The following is a 22,480-nucleotide window of genomic DNA, read 5'->3' as shown; positions in this document are numbered from 1 at the left end:
GCGTGGACAAACTAGAGAGTGCGGCGAAGCGGCGTCAAGTGTCGCCCGGAGTGCGGGAATCCGTCCCTGGGATGCGGTTTTCCGTCTTGACCCGTGGTGCGCGGCTGCCCTAGCGTGGCGTTGTTCAGGGATATGGACATCGATCATAATTGTGCACGAGCGGTCGTCGCTCGACGCATGGCCCAGGGAGCGCCCGTGACCTCAGCCCCGCTCGCCGCCCGCCTGACTCACGTGGCCGGGCCGCTGTTCTTCCCCGTCACCGCGTACGGCCCCGACGGCGCGCTCGACCTCGACGCGTACCGCGCGCACGTCCGCGAAGGCGTCGCCGCCGGTGCCGCCGCCGTCTTCGCCTGCTGCGGCACCGGCGAGTTCCACGCCCTCACCCCCGAGGAGTTCCTCGCCTGCGTGGCCGCGGCCGTCGAGGAGACCGCGGGCCGTGTCCCGGTCGTGGCCGGCGCCGGCTACGGCACGGCGCTCGCCGTCCAGTACGCGCGGCTGGCCGAGGAGGCGGGCGCGGACGGACTGCTCGCGATGCCGCCCTATCTGGTCGTCGCCGACCAGGAGGGCCTGCTGCGCCACTACACCGCGTTGGCGGGCGCCACCTCGCTGGAGACGATCGTCTACCAGCGCGACAATGCCGTCTTCACCCCCGGGACCGTCGTGGAACTGGCCCGCGTGGACGGCATCGTCGGCCTCAAGGACGGATACGGCGACCTCGAACTGATGCAGCGGATCATCAGCGCCGTACGCACCGAGGAGCCGGACCGCGACTTCCTCTACTTCAACGGCCTGCCCACCGCCGAGCTCACCGGTCTCGCCTACCGGGGCATCGGCGTCACCCTCTACTCCTCCGCCGTCTTCTGCTTCGTCCCCGAGATCGCCCTCGCCTTCCACCGGGCCCTGACCACCGGCGACGACACGACCGCGAACCGTCTGCTGGACGGCTTCTACCGCCCCCTGGTCGAACTGCGCGGCAAGGGACGCGGATACGCCGTCTCGCTCGTCAAGGCGGGCGTCCGGCTGGGCGGACTGGACGTCGGGGAGGTACGGCCGCCGCTGAGCGAGCCCGCGCCCGCGCACATCAAGGAGCTGGCCGAGATCATCGAGCGGGGCCGGGCCGTGCTGCGGAGCGACGACGGGGACGACGGTCCGGACGGCGCGGGCGCCGGGACCGGTACGGAAGGCGGCGCCGGGACCGGTACGGAAGGTGGCGCCGCGTGAAGACCTCCGTCTTCCTCTACCCGTGGGACGTGGTGGGCGACCCGGACGCCCCCGCCAGGATCGCGGACCTCGGCGTCCGTCAGGTCACCCTCGCCTCCGCCTACCACTCCACCCGCGCGCTGACCCCGCGCCACCCGCGCCACCGCGTGGTCACCGCCGAACACGCCGCGGTCCTCTACCCGGTGGACGACGCCCGCTGGGCACGCCATGAACTGCGCCCGTACGCCGCAGGGGCCTGGGCCCCCGGCGACACCTACGGCGAGGCCGCGACGGCCCTGGCCGACGCCGGTCTCGCCGTGCACAGCTGGGTGGTCCTCGCGCACAACTCCCGTCTCGGCGCCGAGCGTCCCGACACCTCCGTGGTGAACGCCTACGGCGACCGCTATCCCTGGGCGCCCTGTATCGCCCGGCCCGCGGTCGGCGCGTATCTGGTGGAGCTGGCGGCCGAGGCCGCCGTACGGCCCGGGGCGGGCGGCACCGAGCTGGAGTCCTGCGGCTGGTACGGGCTCGCGCATCTGCACGCCCACGACAAGATCGCGGGCGTCGGCCTCGGTGACGCGGCGGGGTATCTGATGTCGCTCTGCTTCTGCGGCGTGTGCCGGGAGGGGTACGCCGGCCTCGGCGCCCCGCCGGACGAACTGGCCGCCGCGGTGCGGCGCGCGCTGGGGCCCCTCTGGGTCACCGGCACGGCCGAGGCGGGCTGGTCCTCGGTGGAGAAGCTTCTCGGCGCTGATCTCGCCGCCGTCACCGCCGAATGGCGCGGCTCGGTCGCCCGTACGCTCCAGGAGCGGGCGGTCGCGGCCGTACGGGCGGCGGCCGGGCCCGACTTCCAGGTGCTGTTGCACGCCGACCCGGTCTCGTACCACGTGGGCGCCAACGCCGGGGTGGACCCGGCGCACATCCTCGGGGTCGCGGACGGGGTCGTCCTGCCCTGCACCGGGGGCGCGGCACAGGCGATGCTGAGCCCGTTCGCGGGCCACGGCACCGAAGCCTCCGTCCTGGCCGCGAACTTCACGGTCGTCACCGGCATGGGAGGCGACCCGGCCGCCCTCGCCGACGACGCCGCGCGGGCGAAGGAGCTCGGAGCGACCGAACTGCGGCTGTATCACGCGGGACTGGCCTCGGACGCGGATCTGAAGGCCGTCACCAAGGCGCTGTCGGACAGGACCTCCTAGGAGCGGCCAGGGCCAGTGCGACCAGCAGCCCGGCCGCTCCGGTCACCGGCAGCAGGACGGCCGGGCCGGCCAGCGCGATCAGACCGGCGCCGAGCGCCAGCGCCAGCGCGTTGGGCACATACATCAATGTGGTGGCGGTGGCCGCCGTCCGGCCGAGGAGCGGGGCCGGGATCTCGCGCTGCACCGCCGTCAGAGCCGCGATCAGCACACACGGCAGCCCGATGCCGACCCCGGCGGCGCTCGCCAGCACCACCGCGTCGTACGGCAGCGCCCGCGCCGCGACCGCCAGGGCGAACAGCGCGACACCGGCGGCGGCGAACACCCGCTCCGGCAGGCGTCGCAGCAGCGGGCCCGCCACCAGCCCGATGAGCACGGAACCGGCGCCCTGCACCGCGTACAGGACCCCCACGTACGCGGGGGAGTGGCCGAGGCCGCGGTCGACCACCGCGTAGATCGCCGCGCCGTTGAGCCCGGCGAGCAGCATCGTCGCCGACGCGGCCAGTACGAGGGGCCGCGCCACCGCCGAGCCGCGCAGCGCCCGGACGCCCTCGGACATGCCCGGCGCCCGGCGGCGGGCGGGGTCCGGGCCCGGCCGCTCCTCCCGTACGCGCATCGCCGCGAAGAACCCGGCGGCCACGGCGAAGGTCACCGCGTCGAGCAGCGCCACCGAGCCGCCGCCGAACCGGGCGTAGAGCGCGGCGCCCGCGAGCGGGGCCAGCAGTTTCATGCCCTCGTTGGCCGTCATCCGCAGCCCGTTGAAGTCACCCAGCAGCCGGGGCTCGATCGCCGTGGCGACCAGGGCCGATTCGGCCGCGTCCTGGACGACACCGCTCGCGCCGTGGACGAACAGCACACAGAAGAGGACCCAGATCCGGTCCGCCGAGTCGACGGCGAGCAGCAGCGGCAGCAGCCCCGCCATGGCGAGATTGCAGCCGATCAGCAAGGGACGCCGGGGCACCCGGTCGGCGACCGCCCCCAGCAGGGGGCCCGCCGGCGCCGGCGCCCACAGTGCGAAGACCGTGAGCGCGGCCAGACTGTCCGAGCCCGTCAGCGACTTGGTCCAGACCCCGGCCGCCAGCCACATCGCGGACGAACCGAAACCGGAGACGACGACACCCGCCAGATACAGACCCGCGTTACGGTCCCGGAGCACGCTCCCGAGACCTCCGCCGCCCCACCGCACCGCCCCACCGGCCCCTTCCGCCTCGCGGAACCGCGCGGAACCCGCGCGAGACCCCTCGCGGAACCCGCGCGGAACCGTCCCGGAATCCGTCCCGAACGCCCCCGTACTGGCGTCAGAATGGCCTCTGAGGCCCCGGTCGGCGCATCGGGCGAACGGCCTACTCCCCGGCGCGGAAAAGGCCTTAGGTCCTGTCCGGGCCTCGGGCGGCTCCGGACCGGCCGGGTCATGTCAGCGCCGCCGCCATCATCGTCCGCGCGATCGGCGCGGCCAGACCGTTCCCACTGACCTCCGAGCGCGCCGCGCCCGAGTCCTCCACGATGACCGCCACCGCCACCTCCTTACCGGTGGACGAGTTCTTCGCGTAGGAGGTGAACCACGCGTACGGGGTGTTGACGTTGTCCACGCCGTGCTGCGCGGTGCCCGTCTTGCCGCCCACCTCGGCGCCGTCGATCCGCGCGTTCGTCCCCGTACCGTCCTGGACGACCGTCACCATCGCGTCGCGCAACTGCTCGGCCGTCGACGAGGAGACGATCCGCCGCGTGTCGCCGTCCTGGTACGACTGGAGGGTGTCACCGCTCGCGTCCACCACCTTCGACACCATGTGCGGCGCGGCGAGCAGCCCGTCATTGGCCAGGGCCGCCGAGACCATGGCCATCTGGAGCGGGGTCGCGGTCACATCGAACTGGCCGATCCCCGTCAGCGCCGTCTGCGCCCGGTCCATGCCGGACGGGTACACGCTCGGTGAGGCGCGCACCGGCATTTCCTGCGTGGCGTCGTTGAAACCGAACTTCTCCGCCATCGCGCGGACCTTGTCCTGGCCGAGGTCGTCGGCCATCTTCGCGAAGACGGTGTTGCAGGAGTACGCGAGCGCGGTGCGGATGGTGGCGTTCTCACACGGCGCGGAGCTGTTCTCGTTGCGCAGCACGGTGGTCGTGGTCGGCAGGGTGTACGGATCCGGGCTGTCGGTCCGTTCGTCGACCGAGCCGTAGAGACCGTCCTCCAGCGCCGCCGCCGCGACCACCAGCTTGAACGTCGAGCCCGGCGGCAGCGGCTGCCGCAGCGCGCGGTTGACCATCGGCTTCTCCGTGTCCCCGGTCAGCTGCTGCCAGGCGGCACCGTCCGTGGTGCCGCTGATCTTCGTCGGGTCGTAGGAGGGGGTGCTGACCACGCCGAGCACCCGGCCGGTCGTCGGGTCGATCGCCACGGCGGCGCCCTTCTTGCCGCCCAGCGCGCGGTATCCGGCTTCCTGCACGGCGGGATCGATCGTCGTCAGAACATCGCCCGGCGCGGTCTGCTTGCCCATGATCGCGTCCAGTGGGTTCTTCAGCCGGCTGTCCGTCCCGTCCAGGACGTCGGAGTAGATGCCCTCCAGCTGGGTCGAGCCGTACGCCTGTGAGCTGTAGCCGGTCACGGGTGCGTAGAGCGCGCCGTCCGTGTACGTGCGCTCGTACGCCAGATCGCCGCTCGCCGTCTTTCTGGAGCCCGTGACCGGCGAGCCGGCCACGATGATGTCACCGAGCGGCTGCGCGTACTGCGCCATGATGTTCCGCCGGTTGTGCTTGTCGTCCGCGAGGGCCCTGGCCTCGTACGCCTGCACCCAGGTGGCCCGCACCAGCAGGGCGAGCACCAGCAGCAGACAGATGACCGCCGTGTGTCTGATCGTCTTGTTCATCCCGTATGAGGGACGAGCGGCGGCGCGGACGGCGTTCCCGCCCCGCTCGCTTCTCAGGAATTCCTCATCCCCGGCCGGTCAGAGCCGCCGGGTGGCGAGCGTGAGCCGGTCGCGCGCGTCGAACAGCGTGTCCTTGATCATCTGTTCGTGACCCGGGGTGAGCCGGGCCACCGGCACGGAGCAGCTGACCGCGTCACGCGCCGGTGTCCGGTACGGGATGGCGATACCGAAACAGCGCAGCCCGAGCGTGTTCTCCTCGCGGTCCACCGCGTAACCCTGCTCGCGTACGGTGTGCAGCTCCTCGATGAGCTTCTCGCGGTCGGTGATGGTGTGCTCGGTCAGCGCGGGCAGGGTTTCCGGCAGCATCTTGCGCACCTGCTCGTCGCTGTGGGTCGCCAGCAGCGCCTTGCCGAGCGAGGTGGAGTGGGCGGGCAGCCGCCGGCCGACCCGGGTGAAGGGCCGCAGATAGTGCTGGGACTGCCGGGTGGCGAGATAGACGACATTCGTGCCGTCGAGCCGTGCGAGGTGGATGGTCTCGCTGGTGTCGTCGGAGAGCCGGTCCAGCGTGGGGCGGGCCGCGGCGACGACCTCGTCGCCGTCGATGTACGAGGTGCCGACCAGCAGGGCCCGCACACCGATGCCGTACCGCGTGCCCGTCGCGTCCGTCTCCACCCAGCCCAGCTCCACCAGCGTGCGCAGCAGCATGTAGAGGCTGGACTTGGGGTACCCGACCGCCTCCTGAACGGCGGCGAGCGAGTGCATGCCGGGGCGTCCCGCGAAGTACTCCAGTAGTTCCACCGTCCGCACGGCGGACTTCACTTGTGCGCCACCGGTCTCCGCGGTCGACATCGTCCCTCGCCCCTTCTCGCCCACTTGACTTGCTCTCCTGACCACTCTTGACCACACGGAACACGCGGAAATAGAGTCCTTAGCGATTCACTGTCAGGAACTCTGTTCAGAATACCGAACAAGTTCCGAGAGGCGTCAGCGGTCGGTACGCCGCTCGCTCGGTCGGTACGTCGCTTGCTCGGTCGGTACGTCGGGAAGGGAAGTCGCGGTGGCAGCAGCACCAGTCTGGAGTGTCGACCCCCGAACAGGGAAGCAGCGCGAGCAGGTCGCGCACGAGGCGACGGCGGAGGAGGTCGACCGCGCGGTACGCGGTGCGCACGCCGCACGGGCCGCTCTCGCCGACCGTACCGCTCGCGCCGCCCTGCTCCGCACGGCGGCCGATCTGCTCGACGAGGCCGGGGAGCATGTCATCGAGGCCGCGGACGCGGAGACCGCGCTCGGCCCCGTACGGCTCACGGGCGAGCTGGCCCGTACCACCGCCCAGCTGCGGGCCTTCGCCGAGGTGGTCGAGGAGGGAGCCTTCCTCGACATACGGATCGACCACGCCGACGCCGACCGCACCCCGCCCTGGCCGGATCTGCGCCGCTGGAAGGTGCCCCTCGGCGTCGTCGCCGTCTACTCCGCGAGCAATTTCCCGCTCGCCTTCTCCGTGCCCGGTGGCGACACCGCGAGCGCGCTCGCCGCCGGCTGCCCCGTCGTCGTCAAGGCGCATCCGGACCACCCCGCCACCTCCGAACTGTGTGTCTCCGTGCTGCGCAGGGCCGCCGCGGAAGCGGGGCTGCCCGAGGACGTGGTGAGTCTCGTACACGGCTTCGAGGCGGGCGTCGAGCTGGTACGGCACCCGCTGGTGTCGGCGGCCGGTTTCACCGGTTCCGTACGGGGCGGACGGGCGCTCTTCGACGCCGCGGCCGCCCGGCCCACGCCCATCCCCTTCCATGGCGAGCTCGGCTCTCTCAACCCCGTCGTGATCACCGAGGCCGCCGCGGCCGAGCGCGCCGAGCAGATCGGTGCGGGGCTGGCCGGCTCGATGACGCTGGGGGAGGGGCAGTTCTGCACCAAGCCCGGTTTCGTCCTGGCCCCGGCCGGTGAGCCGGGCGACCGGCTGGTGAAGTCCCTGACGGCGGCCCTCAGCGAGACCGAGCCAGGCGTGATGCTGGACCACCGGATGCGGGACGCCTTCGTCGCGGGCGTACGCGAACGGGCCGCGCTGCCCGGTGTGGACGCCCCGATCACCCCCGGCGCGGGCGGTGAACACACCGTCAGCGCGGGCTTCCTGACCCTCGACGCGGAGTCCCTGACCGCCGACGGCGCCCACGATCTGCTGCTGGAGGAGTGCTTCGGCCCGGTGACCGTCGTCGCGCGGTACAGCTCCCCGGCCGAGATCACGTCCGTACTCTCCCGGCTCCCCGGCAATCTCACCGCCACCCTCCAGCTCGCCGAGGAGGAGGCGGACGGGACCGCCCCAGGGGCCGCCGCTCTGCTCGCGGAACTGACCCCGCTGGCCGGGCGCGTCCTGGTCAACGGCTGGCCGACCGGTGTCGCCGTCGCCCCCGCGCAGCACCACGGCGGCCCCTACCCCGCGACCACCTCCACCTCCACCTCGGTCGGCGCCACGGCGATCGAACGCTGGCTGCGCCCGGTCTCGTACCAGTCGACCCCGGCCGCGCTGCTCCCGCCGGAGCTGCGTGACGACAACCCCCTGGACCTGCCGCGCCGGGTCGACGGGCGTCCGGAGAACTGAGATCCCAGTCCCGGGACCTGGGACCCGAGACCCTAGACCCAGGACCCGAGACGCGGAACCCGAGACCCGGGACCCGAGACGCGAGAACGGTGAGCCGAGCGCATGAGTGACCGGATCGATCTCCCCGAACTGCCCTTCGCGCTAAGGCCGTACGGCCCCGAGGGCGCGTGGCGCTACGCGGACGGAGCGCTCACCGGCCGGGCGGGCGCCCGGCAGGACCGCTTCGTACCGCCTGCGGGGGCGTCCCTGGAACCGGCCTCCGACGCGCCGCGCGTGCTCGGCACCCCGGACGGCGACTTCCAGCTGATCGCCCGCGTCACGGTCGGCTTCGCCGCCGCCTTCGACGCGGGGGCGCTCACCCTGGAGGCCGACGAACAGCACTGGGCCAAGCTCTGTCTGGAGCTGTCGCCGCAGCGCCCGACGATCTGTACGGTCGTCACCCGAGGCCACTCCGACGACGCCAACTCCTTTGTGGTGGAAGGCGACAGCTACTGGCTGCGGATCAGCCGCACCGGCCGGGCGTTCGCCTTCCACGCCTCCCCGGACGGTGAGCGGTGGACGTTCGTCCGCGTCTTCACGCTGGGTACGCCCGCGCGCGCCGCGTCGGCGCGCGTCGGCTTCCTGGCGCAGTCGCCCACGGGCGAGGGGTGCGCGGTGACGTACGACAGGATCGTCTTCCGGCCGAGGGGACTCACGGACACGCGGGACGGCGGCTGAGATCCCGCCGCCCGGGGCGGGCAGGGCGCCGCGGGACCCGGGCGGCAACGCGTTCGCCCGGGTCGCCTTGGCCTTCGGTCCGCATGCACACAAATAAATCCATAGGGCAATGCGAAAAGCGGGTGGGTCACTCGATGGAGTGGAAGGCCCTTCTGCCGCACATAAGGAGCAGTTAAAGCCGGTCGGCCGGGATAGGTTCGGTCTCCTCGTGAGCCGGTTCCGGTGAACTCCGGGGCGATGAGTGGGTCTCCGAGCGAATGGACGCTCCCCGCGAAGAATGTGAAGAAACGGCATGCCCGACGCCGAATTGCCCGACCCCGATCCAGAACCCGAGTCCGACGCGCCCGCCCCGGGCCCCGCACGTCGACGACCCGGCCCAAGCCCCCAACGTCAGCTGGCCGGCCTCGGACTCGCACCTCAAGTGCCCGGCCCCGGGCCCGACGTGGTCACCCCCGCCCTGGCCGACTCCACGATCGCCGTCAGTGGAGCCACCGGCTTCCTCGCCTCGTATCTGCTCCTGCATTTGCTGCCGCAGGGGACCCGAGTGGTGGCGCTGGTACGCAAGCCCCCGTTCCGGGCCATGGCCTCTCTCGCGCTGGCCCTGCGCTCGGCGGGAGCGCCGGCCGAGACCGTGGAGCGGGTGGCGCGCCAGGTGCACGCCGTGCAGATCACCCTCGACCGCCCCCGACTCGGCCTGTCCGAGGGTGAGTTCCAGGCCGTCGCGGACAGCGTGGACGCCGTTCTGCACTGTGCCGCGCTGACCAAACTGCACGGAGACGCCGGGGAACTGCACCGCACCAATGTGGAGGGCACCCGGCAGATCCTCGCGCTGGCCGCGGCCGGCCGGCGTGCCCCGCATCTGTTCCATGTCAGTACCGCGTTCGTCGCGGGAGCACGGCTCGACGGCCTCGTACCTGAGCGGCAGTTGGAGGCCGACGGCTTTCTCACACCGTACGAGGAGTCCAAGCACCGCGCCGAACGGCTGGTCCACGACTGGGCGCGTACCCGGGGCCGGGGCGCCACGGTCTTCCGGCCCAGTGTGCTGCTCAGCGACAGAACCGCCCTGCCACGCGCCCCGCAGCACGCCTACGCCGTACTGGCGGCCAAGCTCACCCTCTTCCTGAGGGACGGCCCCCGGGCCCTCGTCGACGCCTCCTCCCTTCCGCTCGACGCCTCCGGGAGACTGACCATCCGGCTGCTGGGTGCTCCTGACGCCAGCATCAATCTCCTCCAGGTCGATGACGCGGCCCGCGCGATGCTGCGCGTCGCCGAGCAGGCGGCCACCCAGGCGTCCTCCGTGAACAGGCCGGACGCACCGCCCGGGGCACGCGTCCACCACATCGTGCACCCCACCGAGACCTCGGTGACCCGGGTCAACGAGGCGCTTCAGCGGTCCATCCCCTGGCTGCGACTCGCACTGGTCCCCGAACGGCCCAGCCCCAGTGGGCTGGAGCGTGCCCTGGATCTGTACGGCGCCGAGGCCACGGCCTATCTCGGGCTGCGGCGGCGCTATGAACGCACCAGCCTGTGCGAGCTGGAACGCCGCAGACTGGTCCGCCCGCCTGCCCCGGTCGACAACCCGTACCTGGACGCGGCGCTCACCCCACCCCTGATGGCTCGCTGACACGGCCATCGACCGCACGTGTGCTCCCCGTGACTGACAGAGAAGCGATTTCCCGACCGCTTTCGGGTGACGCACCCGCCTTTGCGGCTCCGTGTGCGGGCGCGATCGTGGAGCCTCGTGGCGTCACGACAAAGGAGTCATCCGCATGCGTCTTCGCAGCACTCTGGCCGCCACCGTCGGCGCCCTCGCCCTGCTCGTCTCCGTACCCGGCTCGGCTTCGGCGGCAGAAGGCGAATTCACCTATGTCTATACGGACATCGCGGGAAAGCCGCGGGTCGGTGGACTGGTGGACCCCGAGAGCCGGGTCTGCGTCATGATCCCGGAAGCGGCCGGCGAGTACGTACCGCCCGCGCACACGCCGCGCAACCACACGACGGCCGCCGCGCTCGTCTTCACCGGGCCGGACTGCGACGGCGAGGAGTACACCCTCCGTCCTGGCGGCTCGGCGAGCGAGCGTCTCAAGCTGCGCTCCGTCATTTTCCTCGAACGTTCCTGAACGCCCCTGAACGCTCCTGAACGCTCCTTCCGAAGATTCCCGAAGGACACCGCCCGCCCCGTCCGGCTCCCCAGCCGGGCGGGGCATTTCTCCGTTCAGAAGGGGTGAAGAGGGCCCTGTTTCAACCGTCCGGGAAAGAGGGCAATCATGCGTCGTCGTTCCGGGGGCCAATACGTTCCGTGGGCCATTACGCCGATCAGGAGACACAGCATGGAATACGAAATGCGCGCGGAGTACGCGGAGGGCGCCTCACCCCATGACCCGGAACCCCGATTCGAGGTATGGCACATGACACGGCTGGACGAGACGACCGCGCTGTGCGGGCGCGAGCTGGATCCGGACGCCGTCACACAGACGGCGGACGCGTGGGGCACGCCCGCCGGGCTGCCCCTCTGCCACGCCTGTGGTGCCTTCTACATCCACCAGGTGCCGCACCACCTCATGTGACGGCCGGGAATCTCACGGGACGCGGACGCGTTGTGGAGGGGACGGAGGCTGCCTCCGGTCACTCCCGGCACACCACACCCACGATCCTGGAGAGAAGCGGAAACATGCGCGTCGAGATCTGGAGCGACATCGCCTGCCCCTGGTGCTACATCGGCAAGGCCCGGTTCGAGAAGGGGCTCGCCGCCTTCGCCCACCGGGACGAGGTCGAAGTGGTGCACCGGTCGTTCGAGCTGGATCCGGGCCACGCCAAGGGGGAGACCGGGCTCGTCATCGACATGCTGGCGGCCAAGTTCGGGCGCAGCCGTCCGGAGGCGCTCGCCATGGAGGAGGGCGTCGCCGCGAACGCGCGCTCCGAGGGGCTCGGCTACCGGATCGAGGGGCGCGATCACGGCAGTACGTTCGACATCCACCGGCTGCTGCACCTCGCCAAGGCCCGTGGCCGCCAGGACGAGCTGCTGAACCTCGCCTATCGGGCGAACTTCGCCGAGGAACGCTCCGTCTACGACGAGGAGACCCTGGTGACGCTCGCCGTCGAGGCCGGTCTGGACGAGACCGAGGTCCGCGGGGTGCTCGCGGACGCGGACGCGTACGCCGACGCCGTACGGGCCGATGAGCGCGAGGCCGCCGAACTGGGCGCGAACGGGGTGCCGTTCTTCGTACTCGACCGGCGCTACGGCGTTTCCGGCGGGCAGCCCGCCGAGGTGTTCACCCAGGCACTGGAGCAGGCGTGGCAGGGCCGTACGATCACGCCCGTCGGCGGGTCCTCGCCGGAGGCCGCGGTCTGCGACACCGACGGGTCCTGCGAGATTCCGCGGGCCGGGGCCCATTCATAAGCACTGCTTGGGTGTTCCCTTCAGCCATGCGCGATTGACTATGAGGTGACCGGGTTCCAGGGTGGGTTCATGGACACCCTGGGAGGCGCCGAGTTCGCGCCGGACATGACGTATCTGAACACGTCCAGCTGCGGGCTGCTGCCCCGTAGGTCCGTCGCGGCCGTACAGGCGCTGGCCGGGGAGAACGCGACCGGCCGGGGCGGCGAGGGCGCGGGCAGTTTCGAGACCGTGGACACCGCGCGCGCGTCCTTCGCCCGGCTGGCCGGGGTCCCCGCCGAGCGGGTCGCGGTGGGTGGGTCGGTCGCCGTGCATGTCGGACTGATCGCGTCCTCCCTGCGGCCGGGCGACGAAGTCCTGTTCCCCGAGGGTGACTTCAGCTCGGTCATCACCCCCTTCGCCGTGCGCGGCGACCTCGTGCTCCGGTACGTGCCGCTGGCGGAACTGGCCGGCGAGGTACGGCCGGGCACCGCGCTGGTCGCCTTCTCGGCGGCCCAGTCCGCGGACGGCAGGGTCGCCGATCTGCCCGCGATCCGGGCCGCCGCGGCGGCGCACGGCGCCCGCACGCTGCTGGACGCGACCCAGTCGGCGGGCTGGCTGCCGCTGGACGCCGGGGCGTACGACTACACCGTGACCGGCGGGTTCAAGTTCCTTCTCTGTCCGCGCGGTACGTCCTTCCTCACCGTGACCGAGGACGCGCAGGAGTCACTGACGCCGCGGCACGCGGGCTGGGTGGCCGCCGAGGACACCTGGGGCAGTACGTACGGTCCCGTCGAGCGGCTGGCCGCCACCGCGCGCCGCTTCGACGAGCCCCCGGCCTTCCTCTCGTACCACGGCGCCGAGCCGTCCCTCGCGCTGCTGGAGGAGATCGGCATCGACGCGATCCACGCCCATGACACCGCGCTGGCGGCCCGCTTCCGGACAGGACTGGCCGGGCTCGGCCATGAACCGGTCCCCGGCGAGTCGGCGATCGTGTCCGTCCCCGGACTGGCGCACCGCCACCCCGATCTGCGGCGGGCGCGGGTGGCGGTGTCGGTCCGCGCCGGATATGTGCGGGCGGCGTTCCACCTCTACAACACGACCGCCGACGTGGACCGGGCGCTGGACGTGCTCGCCGGCTGAGCGGTCAGCTCACAGGGGTGGCAGAGGAAGTTCCCGAGCCGCCCCTCGCGATCGCCGTTGTCCTTGAACGCGTGGGCGACGCCGGTCAGCCGCTCCGCGCCCTGACCAACGGCGCGCTCCCGGCCAAGGCTCAGCAGCAGACTGGGGCTGTTGACGCGGGCGTCGGCGGTCGGCAGCTGCGCGGAAAACACCGCCCGCAGATCCCAGGACGCGGAAGCGACGGCCGTGGAGTCCGTGCGCACGCCGTCGAGCAGCAGCTCGACCCCGCCGTCCGCCCGGGTCCGCAGCTCGACCGGGACATCGCCCTCCGGCGTCCCGATCCGGCCGGCCCAGAGACCTTCCGGCAGATCCGTGGGGCGCTCCGGCTCCTGGATCCCCGGGTCGATCAGCTCGGACCGGTATCCGGGGACCAGGGCGTCCAGTACGTAGTGGACGATCGCGTCGCGGGCGGCCTTGCTCGTGGAGTTGGTGAGCACCGCGACCGAGAGGTCCCGCGCGGGCACCGCCGCGGTCATCGCCGCGACCCCGCCCCCGCCGCCGCCATGGCTGCGCACCACGGGCCCGTCGCCGTACGACACGCACCAGCCGAGCCCGTAGCCGACCAGCGCGTTGACCGGCACCGCCTCATTCATGGCCGCGGCCGTCTCCGGCTTCAGCAGGCGTTCGCAGGACTGCGCGAAGAGCGCCACTTCGCCGGCCGGGGCCCAGCCGAGGGTGGCCCCGGGGTGGTCGCAGTCGTAGTCGGGGTAGGCGCGGCCGTCGGGCGTGTACCGCACCGCCGATGGCGCGGGGCCCGGGTAGCTCCGTCCGACATGGCAGCCGGTGAGCCCGAGCGGCTCGAACACCCGCTCCCGGACGAACGCGCTCAACTCCTGCCCGGTGACGGCCTCCAGCAGCAGGCCAAGGGCCCGGTAGCCGAGGTTGGCGTACTCGAATCCCGTGCCCGGCGCCCGGTACGGCGACGCGTAGCGGGACGCGTCGATCCGCCGCTCGCCGTCGCCGTAGTCCCAGGCGTAGAACGCCGGGAAACCGCCCCGGTGTCGCAGCAGCTGGCGTGCCGTCGGCGCGGGCCACCGGTGCTCGCCCGGCAGGGGAACGGGCGCGTCCAGGTCGAGCAGTCCTTCGTCGGCCGCCAGACAGACCGCGGTGGCCGTGACCGGCTTGGTCACGGAAGCCAGCCCGTACGCCGTGGCGGGCGTGGCCGGGCGGGCGCGCGCCAGGTCCGCCACTCCGTACGCCTCGGCGAGCACCACCTCGCCGCGCTCGGCCACGGCGACCGAGACCGACGGACAGCCGTGTTCCGCCAGCGCCTCGGCGCAGTACTCACCCAGTCGGTTCAGCGGCCCGTACGGCATGCTCGCCCCCCTCGGGGGAACGTTGTCCCGCGGACGAGCGTTCCGGACAGTCCGCCGTCTCGGCGCAGAGGTTGGCCTCGACCTTCCCGAGCAGCCGGGCCAGCTCGGCGCGTTCGGTGTGGTCGAGCCCGGCGAGCGTGTGCTCCTCCAGCTCCGTCCAGGCGCCCTCCACCTCGGAGCGCAGCGCGCAGCTGTCGGCGGTCGCCCGCACCAGTACGGCGCGCCGGTCCTGGGGGTCGGCGCAGCGCCGTACGTACCCCGCGTGGTCCAGCCGCTGGAGCATCTTGGTGACCGTCGAGGGATCGAGATCCATCGACTTGATCAGTTCGGACTGGCGTACCGCGTCCGCGTCCCACAGGTGCATCATCAGAAACTCCTGGCCCGGATAGAGGCCGGAGCGCCGCAGCAGTTTCCCCGCGGCGACGCGGTGCAGCCGGGCGACCCGGGAGAGGGCGTGGCTGACCGGGCCGCCGCGCGCGGCGCCGGGCGGTTCGGCGGGACAGGCGGGGTCCTGGGCGGTCGCGGAGGTGTCCGAGGTCATGCCACGAAGTTTAGCTTGGTCGGCCAATAATCGACCCGGGAATGGATTAAGGTGGCTCGCGGTTCATTGCTTGGCCGACCACATAATGTGTCGGCCATATGTCGTCATGCCCTCGTCCCGAACTCCTCACGACCGCTTTGGGAGCCCCCCATGACCACCGCGTTCGACCCGATCGACCTGTCGGGTACGCAACTCGCCAACCGCATCGCCATGGCCCCGATGACCCGCAGCCGTGCCTTCGGCGCCGGTAACTCGCCCACCGACTCGACGGTGGAGTACTACGCGCAGCGGGCCTCGGCGGGTCTGATCATCACCGAGGGCACCCAGCCCTCCGTGGTCGGTCAGGGCTACCCCGACACCCCCGGACTGCACAGCACGGAGCAGATCGCGGCCTGGCGCAAGGTCACCGACGCGGTACACGCCAAGGGCGGCAGGATCTTCGCGCAGATCATGCACGCCGGCCGGATCGGCCACCCTGTCCTGCTGCCGGACGGCCTCGTTCCGGTCAGCGCCTCCGCCGTCGCCGCGCCGGGGCAGCTCTTCACCCATGACGGCCCCAAGGACTTCATCGTCCCGCGCGAGCTGACCTCCGACGAAGTACGGGAGACCATCGCGGACTTCGCCGAGGCGGCCCGCAACGCGATCGAGGCCGGCTTCGACGGCGTCGAGCTGCACGGCGCCAACGGCTATCTGATCCATCAGTTCCTGGCCCCCAACTCCAATCTGCGCACCGACGAGTGGGGCGGCTCCGACGAGGCCCGGATCCGCTTCGCGGTCGAGGTGGCCCGCGCCGTCGCCGCGGAGATCGGGGCCGAGCGGACCGCGATCCGGATCTCGCCCGGCAACCCCTACAACGGGGTGTCGGAGCCCGACCCGGAGCCCGTGTACACCGAGCTGGTCAAGCAACTGGAGCCGATCGGCCTCGCCTATCTGCATCTGATCGAGAACAACCGCGAACTGACGGTCGCCCTGCGCAAGCTGTACTCCGGAACGCTCGTCCTCAACGCGGCGACCGAGGGCTTCACCGGCGCCGACGAGCTGGCGCTGATCGAGGACGGCACCGCCGATCTGCTCTCCTTCGGCGCGCTCTTCCTCGCCAACCCCGATCTCCCTGCCCGGCTCAAGGCGGGTGGCCCGTACAACACCCCCGACCCGGCGTCCTTCTTCGGCGGTGACGACAAGGGCTACATCGACTACCCGGCCCTGGAGGACTGACCGGGACCGGCGGCCGAGGAGAAGGGGCGCGGGGCCGGTCGTCATGACCGGCCCCGCGCCCCGCGAACGTCACCAGCCGCGTTGGCGCACGATCAGCGCACCGGCGTGAAGTCCCTGGCCCCGATGAAGTCCGGCCGCGGCACCGGCGCCGCGAACGGCTCCTGCGCCGTGTTCTCCACACTGTTGAACACGATGAAGACATTGCTGCGCGGGTACGGCGTGATGTTGTCGCCCGAGCCGTGCATGCTGTTGCAGTCGAACCAGGTGGCCGAACCGGCCTTGCCCGTGAAGAGCTTGATTCCGTGCCGGTCGGCCAGGGCCGTCAGCGCCTCGTGCGAGGGCGTACCCGCGTCCTGCATCTTCAGCGACTGCTTGTAGTTGTCGCGCGGGGTCTCGCCGGCGCACCCCAGGAAGGACGTGTGCGACCCGGGCATGATCATCAGGCCGCCGTTGGTGTCGAAGTTCTCGGTCAGCGCGATGGAGACCGAAACGGTCCGCATGTTCGGCAGACCGTCCTCCGCGTGCCAGGTCTCGAAGTCCGAGTGCCAGTAGAAGCCCGAGGCGCCGAAGCCCGGCTTGACGTTGATCCGGGACTGGTGCACATAGACCTCGGAGCCGAGGATCTGCCGTGCGCGGCCCACCACCCGCTCGTCGCGTACGAGCCCGGCGAAGATCTCGCTGATGCGGTGGATCTCGAAGACGGACCGTACGTCCTGGGACGTGGGCTCGATGATCGAGCGCTCGTCCGCCCGTACCGCCGGGTCGGTGATCAGCCGTTCCAGCTCGGCGCGGTAGAGCGCCACCTCGTCCGGGCCGATCAGCTGCTCGACCGAGAGGAAACCGTCCCGCTCGAAGCGGCCGAGATCGGCCGGCGCGATCGGGCCCGGCGCGTCGGGCGGGGACCAGACGACGGGGTCCTGCCGGGGGGTGGTCACCTCGCCGAGACCGCGCGTGGGGTACAGATCGGTCCGTACGGGGGTGGTGGTCATGGTCAGCCCTCCTCTGTCAGCAGCGGGTAGACACCGTTCTCGTCATGGTCCTCCCGTCCCGTCACGGGTGGATTGAACACACAGACGCAGCGGAAGTCGGTCTTCGGGCGGAGCGTGTGGTGCTCGTGCCCGTTCAGCAGATACATCGTGCCGGGGGCGATCCAGTGGGTCTCACCGGTCTCGTCGTTGGTGAGTTCGGCCTCCCCTTCGACACACAGCACGGCCTCGATGTGGTTGGCGTACCACATCGATGTCTCCGTACCCGCGTACAGGACGGTCTCGTGGAGGGAGAAGCCGGCCTTCTCCTTGGCGAGCACGATGCGCTTGCTCTCCCAGGTGCCCGAGGCCGACTTCACATGGCGGTCGGTGTTCTCGATGTCCTTGAACGATCGGACGATCACGGTGCCTTGACGCCTTTCTCTTCTGCGGTCGCGCGGTGCGCGCTTCCGTGTGCGGGCTTCCGTGTGCGGTGTGCCGGATCAGGCGGTTTCGCGTACGGCGCGCTCCACCGTGCGCAGCCCCTCGTCCAGCTCCTCCGCGGTGATGGTGAGCGGCGGCAGCAGCTTGACCACCTCGCTCTGCGGTCCCGAGGTCTCCAGCAGCAGACCCAGCTCGAAGGCGCGGGCGCAGACGGCGGACGCGCGGCCCTTGTCCTCGAACTCCAGGCCCCAGACCAGCCCGCGGCCCCGCACATCGGGGACATCGCCGGCACTCTCGGCGCGGATCGCGAACAGCGCCCGCTCCACCTGCTCACCGCGGGCGATGGTCTGCTTCTCCATCTGGCCGTCGGCCCAGTACGTGGTGAGCGCGGCGGCGGCGGTGACGAACGCCGGGTTGTTGCCCCGGAAGGTGCCGTTGTGCTCGCCGGGCTCCCAGACGTCCAGCTCCGGCGTGAACAGGCACAGCGACATGGGAAGCCCGTACCCGCTGATGGACTTCGACAGGGTGACGATGTCCGGGGTGATGCCCGCCTCCTCGAACGAGAAGAAGGCGCCGGTACGGCCGCAGCCCATCTGGATGTCGTCGACGATCAGCAGCATGTCCTGGCGGTGGCAGAGATCGGCCAGCGCCCGCAGCCACTCGGGCCTGGCGACATTGATGCCGCCCTCGCCCTGGATGGTCTCGACGATGACGGCCGCGGGCTTGTTGAGCCCGGAGCCCTGGTCCTCAAGCAGCCGTTCGAACCAGAGGAAGTCGGGGGTCTGGCCGTCCAGGTAGTTGTCGAAGGGCATCGGGGTGCCGTGCACCAGCGGAATACCGGCCCCGGCGCGCTTGAACGCGTTGCCGGTGACGGCGAGCGAGCCGAGCGACATGCCGTGGAAGGCGTTGGTGAACGAGACGATCGACTCGCGGCCCTTCACCTTGCGGGCGAGCTTGAGCGCGGCCTCCACCGCGTTGGTGCCGGTGGGCCCGGGGAACATGACCTTGTACGGCAGATCACGCGGCCGGAGCACCACGTTCTGGAAGGACTCCAGGAACGCGCGTTTCGCGGTCGTCGCCATGTCGAGGCCATGGGTGATGCCGTCGCGCTCGATGTAGTCGATCAGCGCGCGTTTCAGCACCGGGTTGTTGTGGCCGTAGTTGAGTGAGCCGGCACCGGCGAAGAAGTCGAGGTAGCCATGGCCGTCCTCGTCGGTGAGGCGGGCGCCCCGCGCGCGGTCGAACACGGCGGGCCAGCCGCGGCAGTAGCTGCGCACCTCGGATTCAAGGGTCTCGAAAACGCTCAGTGCCGGCGGGGTGATGGTCATGGGGGTCTCCTGCCGATGGGGGTGTGCGGGTGAGAGGAGAGAGCGGGGGTGTGCTCGGGGCTCGGACGCTCCTGCGCGGCGCGCGCCTCCGTGTGGCGCGTGCCTCCGTGTGGCGTGCGCTTCTGTGTGGCGTGCGCGGTGCGACACGGGCGTACCCCGGCGCGGCGGCGCGGGAGCCCTCGACGGGCTCCGGCCGGGCGTGCTCAGGGCGAGAGCGGTCCGATGCGGTAAAGCACCTCCGGCTGATGCACCCCGTCGGGGAACAGACCGCCGTCGAAAAGGACCTCACGCTCAAGCGCGGCGCCGTGACGTGCGGCGTACGCGGTGAACAGCCGGTCCGAGGCGGTGTTGTCGGGGGTCACGGTCGTCTCGACGGCCGTGATGCCCCGCTCCTCGGCCACCCGGGCGGTCAGCTCGTCGAGCAGGGTGCCCGCGAGACCGTGGCCGCGGTGGCTCGCGTCGACGGCCACCTGCCAGACGACCAGCGCCTCGGGGCGCTCCGGCCGTACGTACCCCGTGACGAAGGCGATCGGGGATCCCGTCTCGTCACGGGCGACGAGCGAGGTGGCGGCGAAGTCACGACACCAGAGCAGATAGCTGTACGAGGAGTTGAGGTCCAGGACCTGGGAGTCGCGGGCGATGCGCCAGATCGCGGCTCCGTCCTCCACTCGTGGGGCGTCGGTTGTGAAGGGTCGGGGGAATTCGCTTCGGGCGCCTGCAAGGTCTGCTTGTGCGGCGGTCATACGGATTGAATTTACCGAGCAAATTCAAAAGATGCATCCGGGCCAGGGGTTGGGTGAGACGCCGGACTGTGTTATCGCGCGGGCATGTGGGACCGGATGCGCCGACCGCGGATCGGGGTAAAATGGAGCTATATGTCAGGGCGAAACGGGCGGATCTGTGGACTCGGTCACATATCCGTAACGCTCGGGAGACCGCTCGGAATCACGCCTGAGGCCCTGATGAAATCTTGGCGTTTAGGGCAGAGAAACGGGGGCAGACGAATACGGGAAGCTGCTCGCGGTAAAGCATCGCCCCGTATTCGCGAATTAATGCCCACTTCAATTCATGTCAATTTATGGATACCGCGGCCACATGTGATTGCGAGGCCGGCCCGGCCATGGGCCGGGCTCTAACGCCACCACGCCTCGTCGGCGGCTCGCACCGCCGCCTCCGGGTCCACCACACCTCCGGAGCCGTCGAGCGCCGCGCCGAGCGCGAGCAGCGAGGACCGCACGGCGGTGGGGGTCGCGTCGGAGCCGTAGTGGTTGACCCGGATCATCTCCGCGGCGAGCGCCCCGCCGCCCGCGACGAGCGGCAGCGACGGATCGGCGGCCAGCGCCTTCGCCACCACCCCGGCGGCGTCCACCCCGGCCGGTGTACGGAGCGTCGTGGCCACCGGGGCGGCGTCGGCGGCCTCGTGGACGAACGGTGCCAGACCGCCGCCCAGCGCCAGCGCGCCCGCGCGGGTGGCCGCCGCGGCCGAGGCGTGCCGGGCCATGACCGTCGCCGGGCCCGCCGCCTCGATGCGCTCCAGACACGCTTCCAGCGCCAGCATCTCCAACTGGGCCGGGGCGTGCGGCAGCGCGCGGCGCTCGCCGTCGATCCAGCGCTCCTTCCAGTCGAGGAGCGAGAGGTAGGAGCGGCGCGGGGCCCGGGGATTGGCGGCGAACCGCTCCCAGGCCCGCCCGCTCACGGACACCGCGGAGACCCCGGCGGGACCGCCCATCGCCTTCTGTGCGCCGATCACGCACAGATCCACCCCCCAGGCGTCGGTGAGCAGCGGCTCGGCGGCCACCGACGCCACGGCGTCCAGCATGAACAGCGCGCCATGGGCCCGTACCACCTCGCCGATCTCCGCGACCGGGTTGGTGTTGCCGGTCGCCGCCTCCGCGTGCACCAGCGAGACGAAGTCGATCTCCGGATGGGCGGCCAGCGACCGTTCGACCGCCGCCGCGGTCACGGCCGTGTGGAACGGCACCTCCAGGTCCACGACCACCGCGCCGCAGTCGCGCAGCCAGTTCCCGAAGGTCTGCCCGTACGGTCCCGTGACGACGTTCAGCGCGGTGGAACCGGGAACGGCGCCGCCGCGAATGCAGCCCTCCAGCGGCAGCAGCGCCTCACCTTGCATGATCACGACATCGTTCTCGGTGGCGAGGAGCGAGGCCACGCGGCGCTCGATGGCGGCGAAGCGCGCGGCGGTCAGCGGGGGCAGGTCCAGCAGCGGGTGGGTCACGGCGGTGCTCTCTTCGGTGGGGCGCCCGGGCGTGGTGGGCCCGAGCGGGTCGGTTCGGGGCGTGGATACGGACGATTCGGGGCGTGGATACGGACGAGGAGATGGGGTACGGGGCCGGGATCGGACCGGTGTGCGAAACCCCCGGTCGAGGGTACTCACGGCCTCGTACAGTGCTGCTCATGAGTGATCACACGGTGCTGCGGGTGAAGGGGCGGGTGCTCGTCGGCCCCGAGAAGGTCAGGGACGAACTGTGGGTCGTGGGCGGCAGGATCAGCTACGAGCGGCCCACCGGCGCCCGCGATGTCCGTACGGTCGAGGGCTGGGCGCTGCCCGGTCTGGTGGACGCCCACTGCCATGTCGGCCTCGACCATCACGGCGCGGTCGACGAGGCGACCACCGAGAAGCAGGCGCTCGATGAGCGCGAGGTGGGCGCCCTGCTGCTCAGGGACGCCGGATCACCCGTGGACACCCACTGGATCGACGACCGCGAGGATCTGCCGAAGATCATCAGGGCGGGCCGCCATATCGCCCGTACCCGCCGCTACATCCGCAACTACGCGTATGAGATCGAACCCGAGGACCTGGTCGCGTATGTGGCCAGGGAGGCCCGGCGCGGCGATGGCTGGGTGAAGCTCGTCGGTGACTGGATCGACCGCGACGCGGGTGATCTGACCGCCTGCTGGCCGCGCGCCGAGGTCGAGGAGGCCATCGCGGAGGCGCACCGGCTCGGGGCCAGGGTCACCGCGCACTGCTTCGCCGAGGACTCCCTGCGCGATCTCGTCGAGGCGGGCATCGACTGTATCGAGCACGCGACGGGGCTCACCGAGGACACCGTCCCGCTCTTCGCGGAGCGTGGCGTCGCGATCGTCCCGACGCTGGTCAACATCGCCACGTTCCCCCGGCTCGCGGCGGGCGGGCAGCACAAGTTCCCACGCTGGTCGGCGCATATGAACCGGCTGTACGAGCGCCGCTACGACACCGTGCGCGCGGCGTACGACGCGGGCGTCCCGGTCTTCGTCGGCACGGACGCGGGCGGTGGGCTGGCCCATGGTCTGGTGGCGGGCGAGGTCGAGGAGCTGACAAAGGCCGGGATCCCACCGGTGGAGGCGCTCTCGGCGACCACATGGTGTGCGCGCGAGTGGCTGGGCCGCCCGTCGCTGGAGGAAGGCGCTCCCGGAGACCTCGTGGTGTACGGCGAGGATCCGCGCGCGGACGTACGGGTCCTGGCGGCTCCGCGCCGGATTGTGCTGAACGGGCAGATCGTCGGCTGATCGGCGCGCGTTGGCGGCCGGTGGGGGGCCGGTGGCGACCGGTGGCGA

General features: G+C 71.4%; 21 protein-coding genes. 11 read left to right on the top strand and 10 right to left on the bottom strand.

Annotated elements, in window-relative coordinates:
- Positions 1-195 precede the first annotated feature (195 nt).
- The gene (locus ABTZ59_RS14475; protein WP_351396066.1) at positions 196-1,221 is read left to right on the top strand and encodes a 5-dehydro-4-deoxyglucarate dehydratase; all 1,026 of its coding nucleotides are present in this window, start codon (positions 196-198) and stop codon (positions 1,219-1,221) included.
- Entirely contained in the window at positions 1,218-2,396 is a 1,179-nt protein-coding gene (locus ABTZ59_RS14470) for a hypothetical protein (RefSeq protein WP_351396064.1), read from the top strand. Before ABTZ59_RS14475 ends, ABTZ59_RS14470 begins: the two co-directional genes overlap by 4 nt.
- Here ABTZ59_RS14470 and ABTZ59_RS14465 read toward each other — a convergent pair.
- The 3 genes from ABTZ59_RS14465 to ABTZ59_RS14455 all read right to left on the bottom strand — a co-directional run bounded on the left by ABTZ59_RS14465 (position 2,365) and on the right by ABTZ59_RS14455 (position 6,100).
- Entirely contained in the window at positions 2,365-3,549 is a 1,185-nt protein-coding gene (locus ABTZ59_RS14465) for an MFS transporter (protein WP_351396061.1), read from the bottom strand. The two genes, ABTZ59_RS14470 and ABTZ59_RS14465, sit on opposite strands and share 32 nt — an antisense overlap.
- Before the next feature lie 253 nt (positions 3,550-3,802).
- A complete protein-coding gene (locus tag ABTZ59_RS14460) occupies positions 3,803-5,251 on the bottom strand; it encodes a peptidoglycan D,D-transpeptidase FtsI family protein (protein WP_351396058.1) in 1,449 nt (482 codons plus the stop codon).
- Positions 5,252-5,329: 78 nt separating this feature from the next.
- A complete protein-coding gene (locus ABTZ59_RS14455) occupies positions 5,330-6,100 on the bottom strand; it encodes an IclR family transcriptional regulator (RefSeq protein WP_351396055.1) in 771 nt (256 codons plus the stop codon).
- A 208-nt stretch (positions 6,101-6,308) separates the two neighbouring features.
- On the opposite strand from ABTZ59_RS14455, the gene ABTZ59_RS14450 reads away from it, so the two are divergent.
- The 7 genes from ABTZ59_RS14450 to ABTZ59_RS14420 all read left to right on the top strand — a co-directional run bounded on the left by ABTZ59_RS14450 (position 6,309) and on the right by ABTZ59_RS14420 (position 13,077).
- Positions 6,309-7,841: an aldehyde dehydrogenase (NADP(+)) gene (locus ABTZ59_RS14450; RefSeq protein WP_351396052.1), complete on the top strand. Its 1,533-nt coding sequence runs from the start codon at positions 6,309-6,311 to the stop codon at positions 7,839-7,841.
- A 102-nt stretch (positions 7,842-7,943) separates the two neighbouring features.
- Complete coding sequence (locus ABTZ59_RS14445; RefSeq protein WP_351396050.1) at positions 7,944-8,558, top strand: DUF1349 domain-containing protein; 615 nt, start codon at positions 7,944-7,946, stop codon at positions 8,556-8,558.
- A gap of 292 nt (positions 8,559-8,850) precedes the next feature.
- The gene (locus ABTZ59_RS14440; protein WP_351396047.1) at positions 8,851-10,182 is read left to right on the top strand and encodes an SDR family oxidoreductase; all 1,332 of its coding nucleotides are present in this window, start codon (positions 8,851-8,853) and stop codon (positions 10,180-10,182) included.
- Between the two features lie 145 nt (positions 10,183-10,327).
- Positions 10,328-10,678 (top strand): hypothetical protein, encoded by a 351-nt coding sequence (locus ABTZ59_RS14435; RefSeq protein ID WP_351396044.1) that lies wholly within the window; start codon positions 10,328-10,330, stop codon positions 10,676-10,678.
- A 210-nt stretch (positions 10,679-10,888) separates the two neighbouring features.
- Positions 10,889-11,125, top strand: a complete 237-nt coding sequence (locus ABTZ59_RS14430) for a hypothetical protein (protein ID WP_351396041.1) — start codon at positions 10,889-10,891, stop codon at positions 11,123-11,125.
- Positions 11,126-11,229: 104 nt separating this feature from the next.
- Positions 11,230-11,958 (top strand): DsbA family oxidoreductase, encoded by a 729-nt coding sequence (locus ABTZ59_RS14425; RefSeq protein ID WP_351396038.1) that lies wholly within the window; start codon positions 11,230-11,232, stop codon positions 11,956-11,958.
- Positions 11,959-12,027: 69 nt separating this feature from the next.
- Positions 12,028-13,077, top strand: coding sequence for an aminotransferase class V-fold PLP-dependent enzyme (locus ABTZ59_RS14420; RefSeq protein WP_351396035.1), 1,050 nt, complete (start codon positions 12,028-12,030; stop codon positions 13,075-13,077).
- Here ABTZ59_RS14420 and ABTZ59_RS14415 read toward each other — a convergent pair.
- Both ABTZ59_RS14415 and ABTZ59_RS14410 read right to left on the bottom strand, forming a co-directional pair.
- Positions 13,026-14,432, bottom strand: coding sequence for a serine hydrolase domain-containing protein (locus tag ABTZ59_RS14415; protein ID WP_351396033.1), 1,407 nt, complete (start codon positions 14,430-14,432; stop codon positions 13,026-13,028). The genes ABTZ59_RS14420 and ABTZ59_RS14415 overlap by 52 nt on opposite strands.
- Entirely contained in the window at positions 14,401-14,973 is a 573-nt protein-coding gene (locus ABTZ59_RS14410) for a MarR family winged helix-turn-helix transcriptional regulator (RefSeq protein ID WP_351396030.1), read from the bottom strand. Before ABTZ59_RS14410 ends, ABTZ59_RS14415 begins: the two co-directional genes overlap by 32 nt.
- A gap of 150 nt (positions 14,974-15,123) precedes the next feature.
- On the opposite strand from ABTZ59_RS14410, the gene ABTZ59_RS14405 reads away from it, so the two are divergent.
- Positions 15,124-16,188: an alkene reductase gene (locus tag ABTZ59_RS14405; protein WP_351396027.1), complete on the top strand. Its 1,065-nt coding sequence runs from the start codon at positions 15,124-15,126 to the stop codon at positions 16,186-16,188.
- Positions 16,189-16,280: 92 nt separating this feature from the next.
- On the opposite strand, the gene thpD is transcribed toward ABTZ59_RS14405, so the two are convergent.
- The 5 genes from thpD to ABTZ59_RS14380 form a co-directional block, all read right to left on the bottom strand.
- The gene (thpD, locus tag ABTZ59_RS14400; RefSeq protein ID WP_351396024.1) at positions 16,281-17,177 is read right to left on the bottom strand and encodes an ectoine hydroxylase; all 897 of its coding nucleotides are present in this window, start codon (positions 17,175-17,177) and stop codon (positions 16,281-16,283) included.
- Positions 17,178-17,179: 2 nt separating this feature from the next.
- Positions 17,180-17,578 (bottom strand): ectoine synthase, encoded by a 399-nt coding sequence (locus tag ABTZ59_RS14395; RefSeq protein WP_351396022.1) that lies wholly within the window; start codon positions 17,576-17,578, stop codon positions 17,180-17,182.
- A gap of 78 nt (positions 17,579-17,656) precedes the next feature.
- The gene (gene ectB, locus ABTZ59_RS14390) at positions 17,657-18,925 is read right to left on the bottom strand and encodes a diaminobutyrate--2-oxoglutarate transaminase (RefSeq protein ID WP_351396019.1); all 1,269 of its coding nucleotides are present in this window, start codon (positions 18,923-18,925) and stop codon (positions 17,657-17,659) included.
- 203 nt (positions 18,926-19,128) lie between these two features.
- Positions 19,129-19,668, bottom strand: a complete 540-nt coding sequence (gene ectA / locus ABTZ59_RS14385) for a diaminobutyrate acetyltransferase (RefSeq protein ID WP_351396017.1) — start codon at positions 19,666-19,668, stop codon at positions 19,129-19,131.
- Positions 19,669-20,057: 389 nt separating this feature from the next.
- Positions 20,058-21,161, bottom strand: coding sequence for a pyridoxal-phosphate-dependent aminotransferase family protein (locus ABTZ59_RS14380; protein WP_351396014.1), 1,104 nt, complete (start codon positions 21,159-21,161; stop codon positions 20,058-20,060).
- A gap of 179 nt (positions 21,162-21,340) precedes the next feature.
- On the opposite strand from ABTZ59_RS14380, the gene ABTZ59_RS14375 reads away from it, so the two are divergent.
- Positions 21,341-22,432, top strand: coding sequence for an amidohydrolase family protein (locus tag ABTZ59_RS14375; protein WP_351396011.1), 1,092 nt, complete (start codon positions 21,341-21,343; stop codon positions 22,430-22,432).
- Positions 22,433-22,480: the final 48 nt, after the last annotated feature.

The sequence above is a fragment of the Streptomyces sp. NPDC094034 genome, from assembly GCF_040303865.1.
GTDB lineage: Bacteria > Actinomycetota > Actinomycetes > Streptomycetales > Streptomycetaceae > Streptomyces.
Note: the sequence above shows the minus strand (reverse complement) of the source record. Positions and strands in the feature narration are given on the sequence as shown.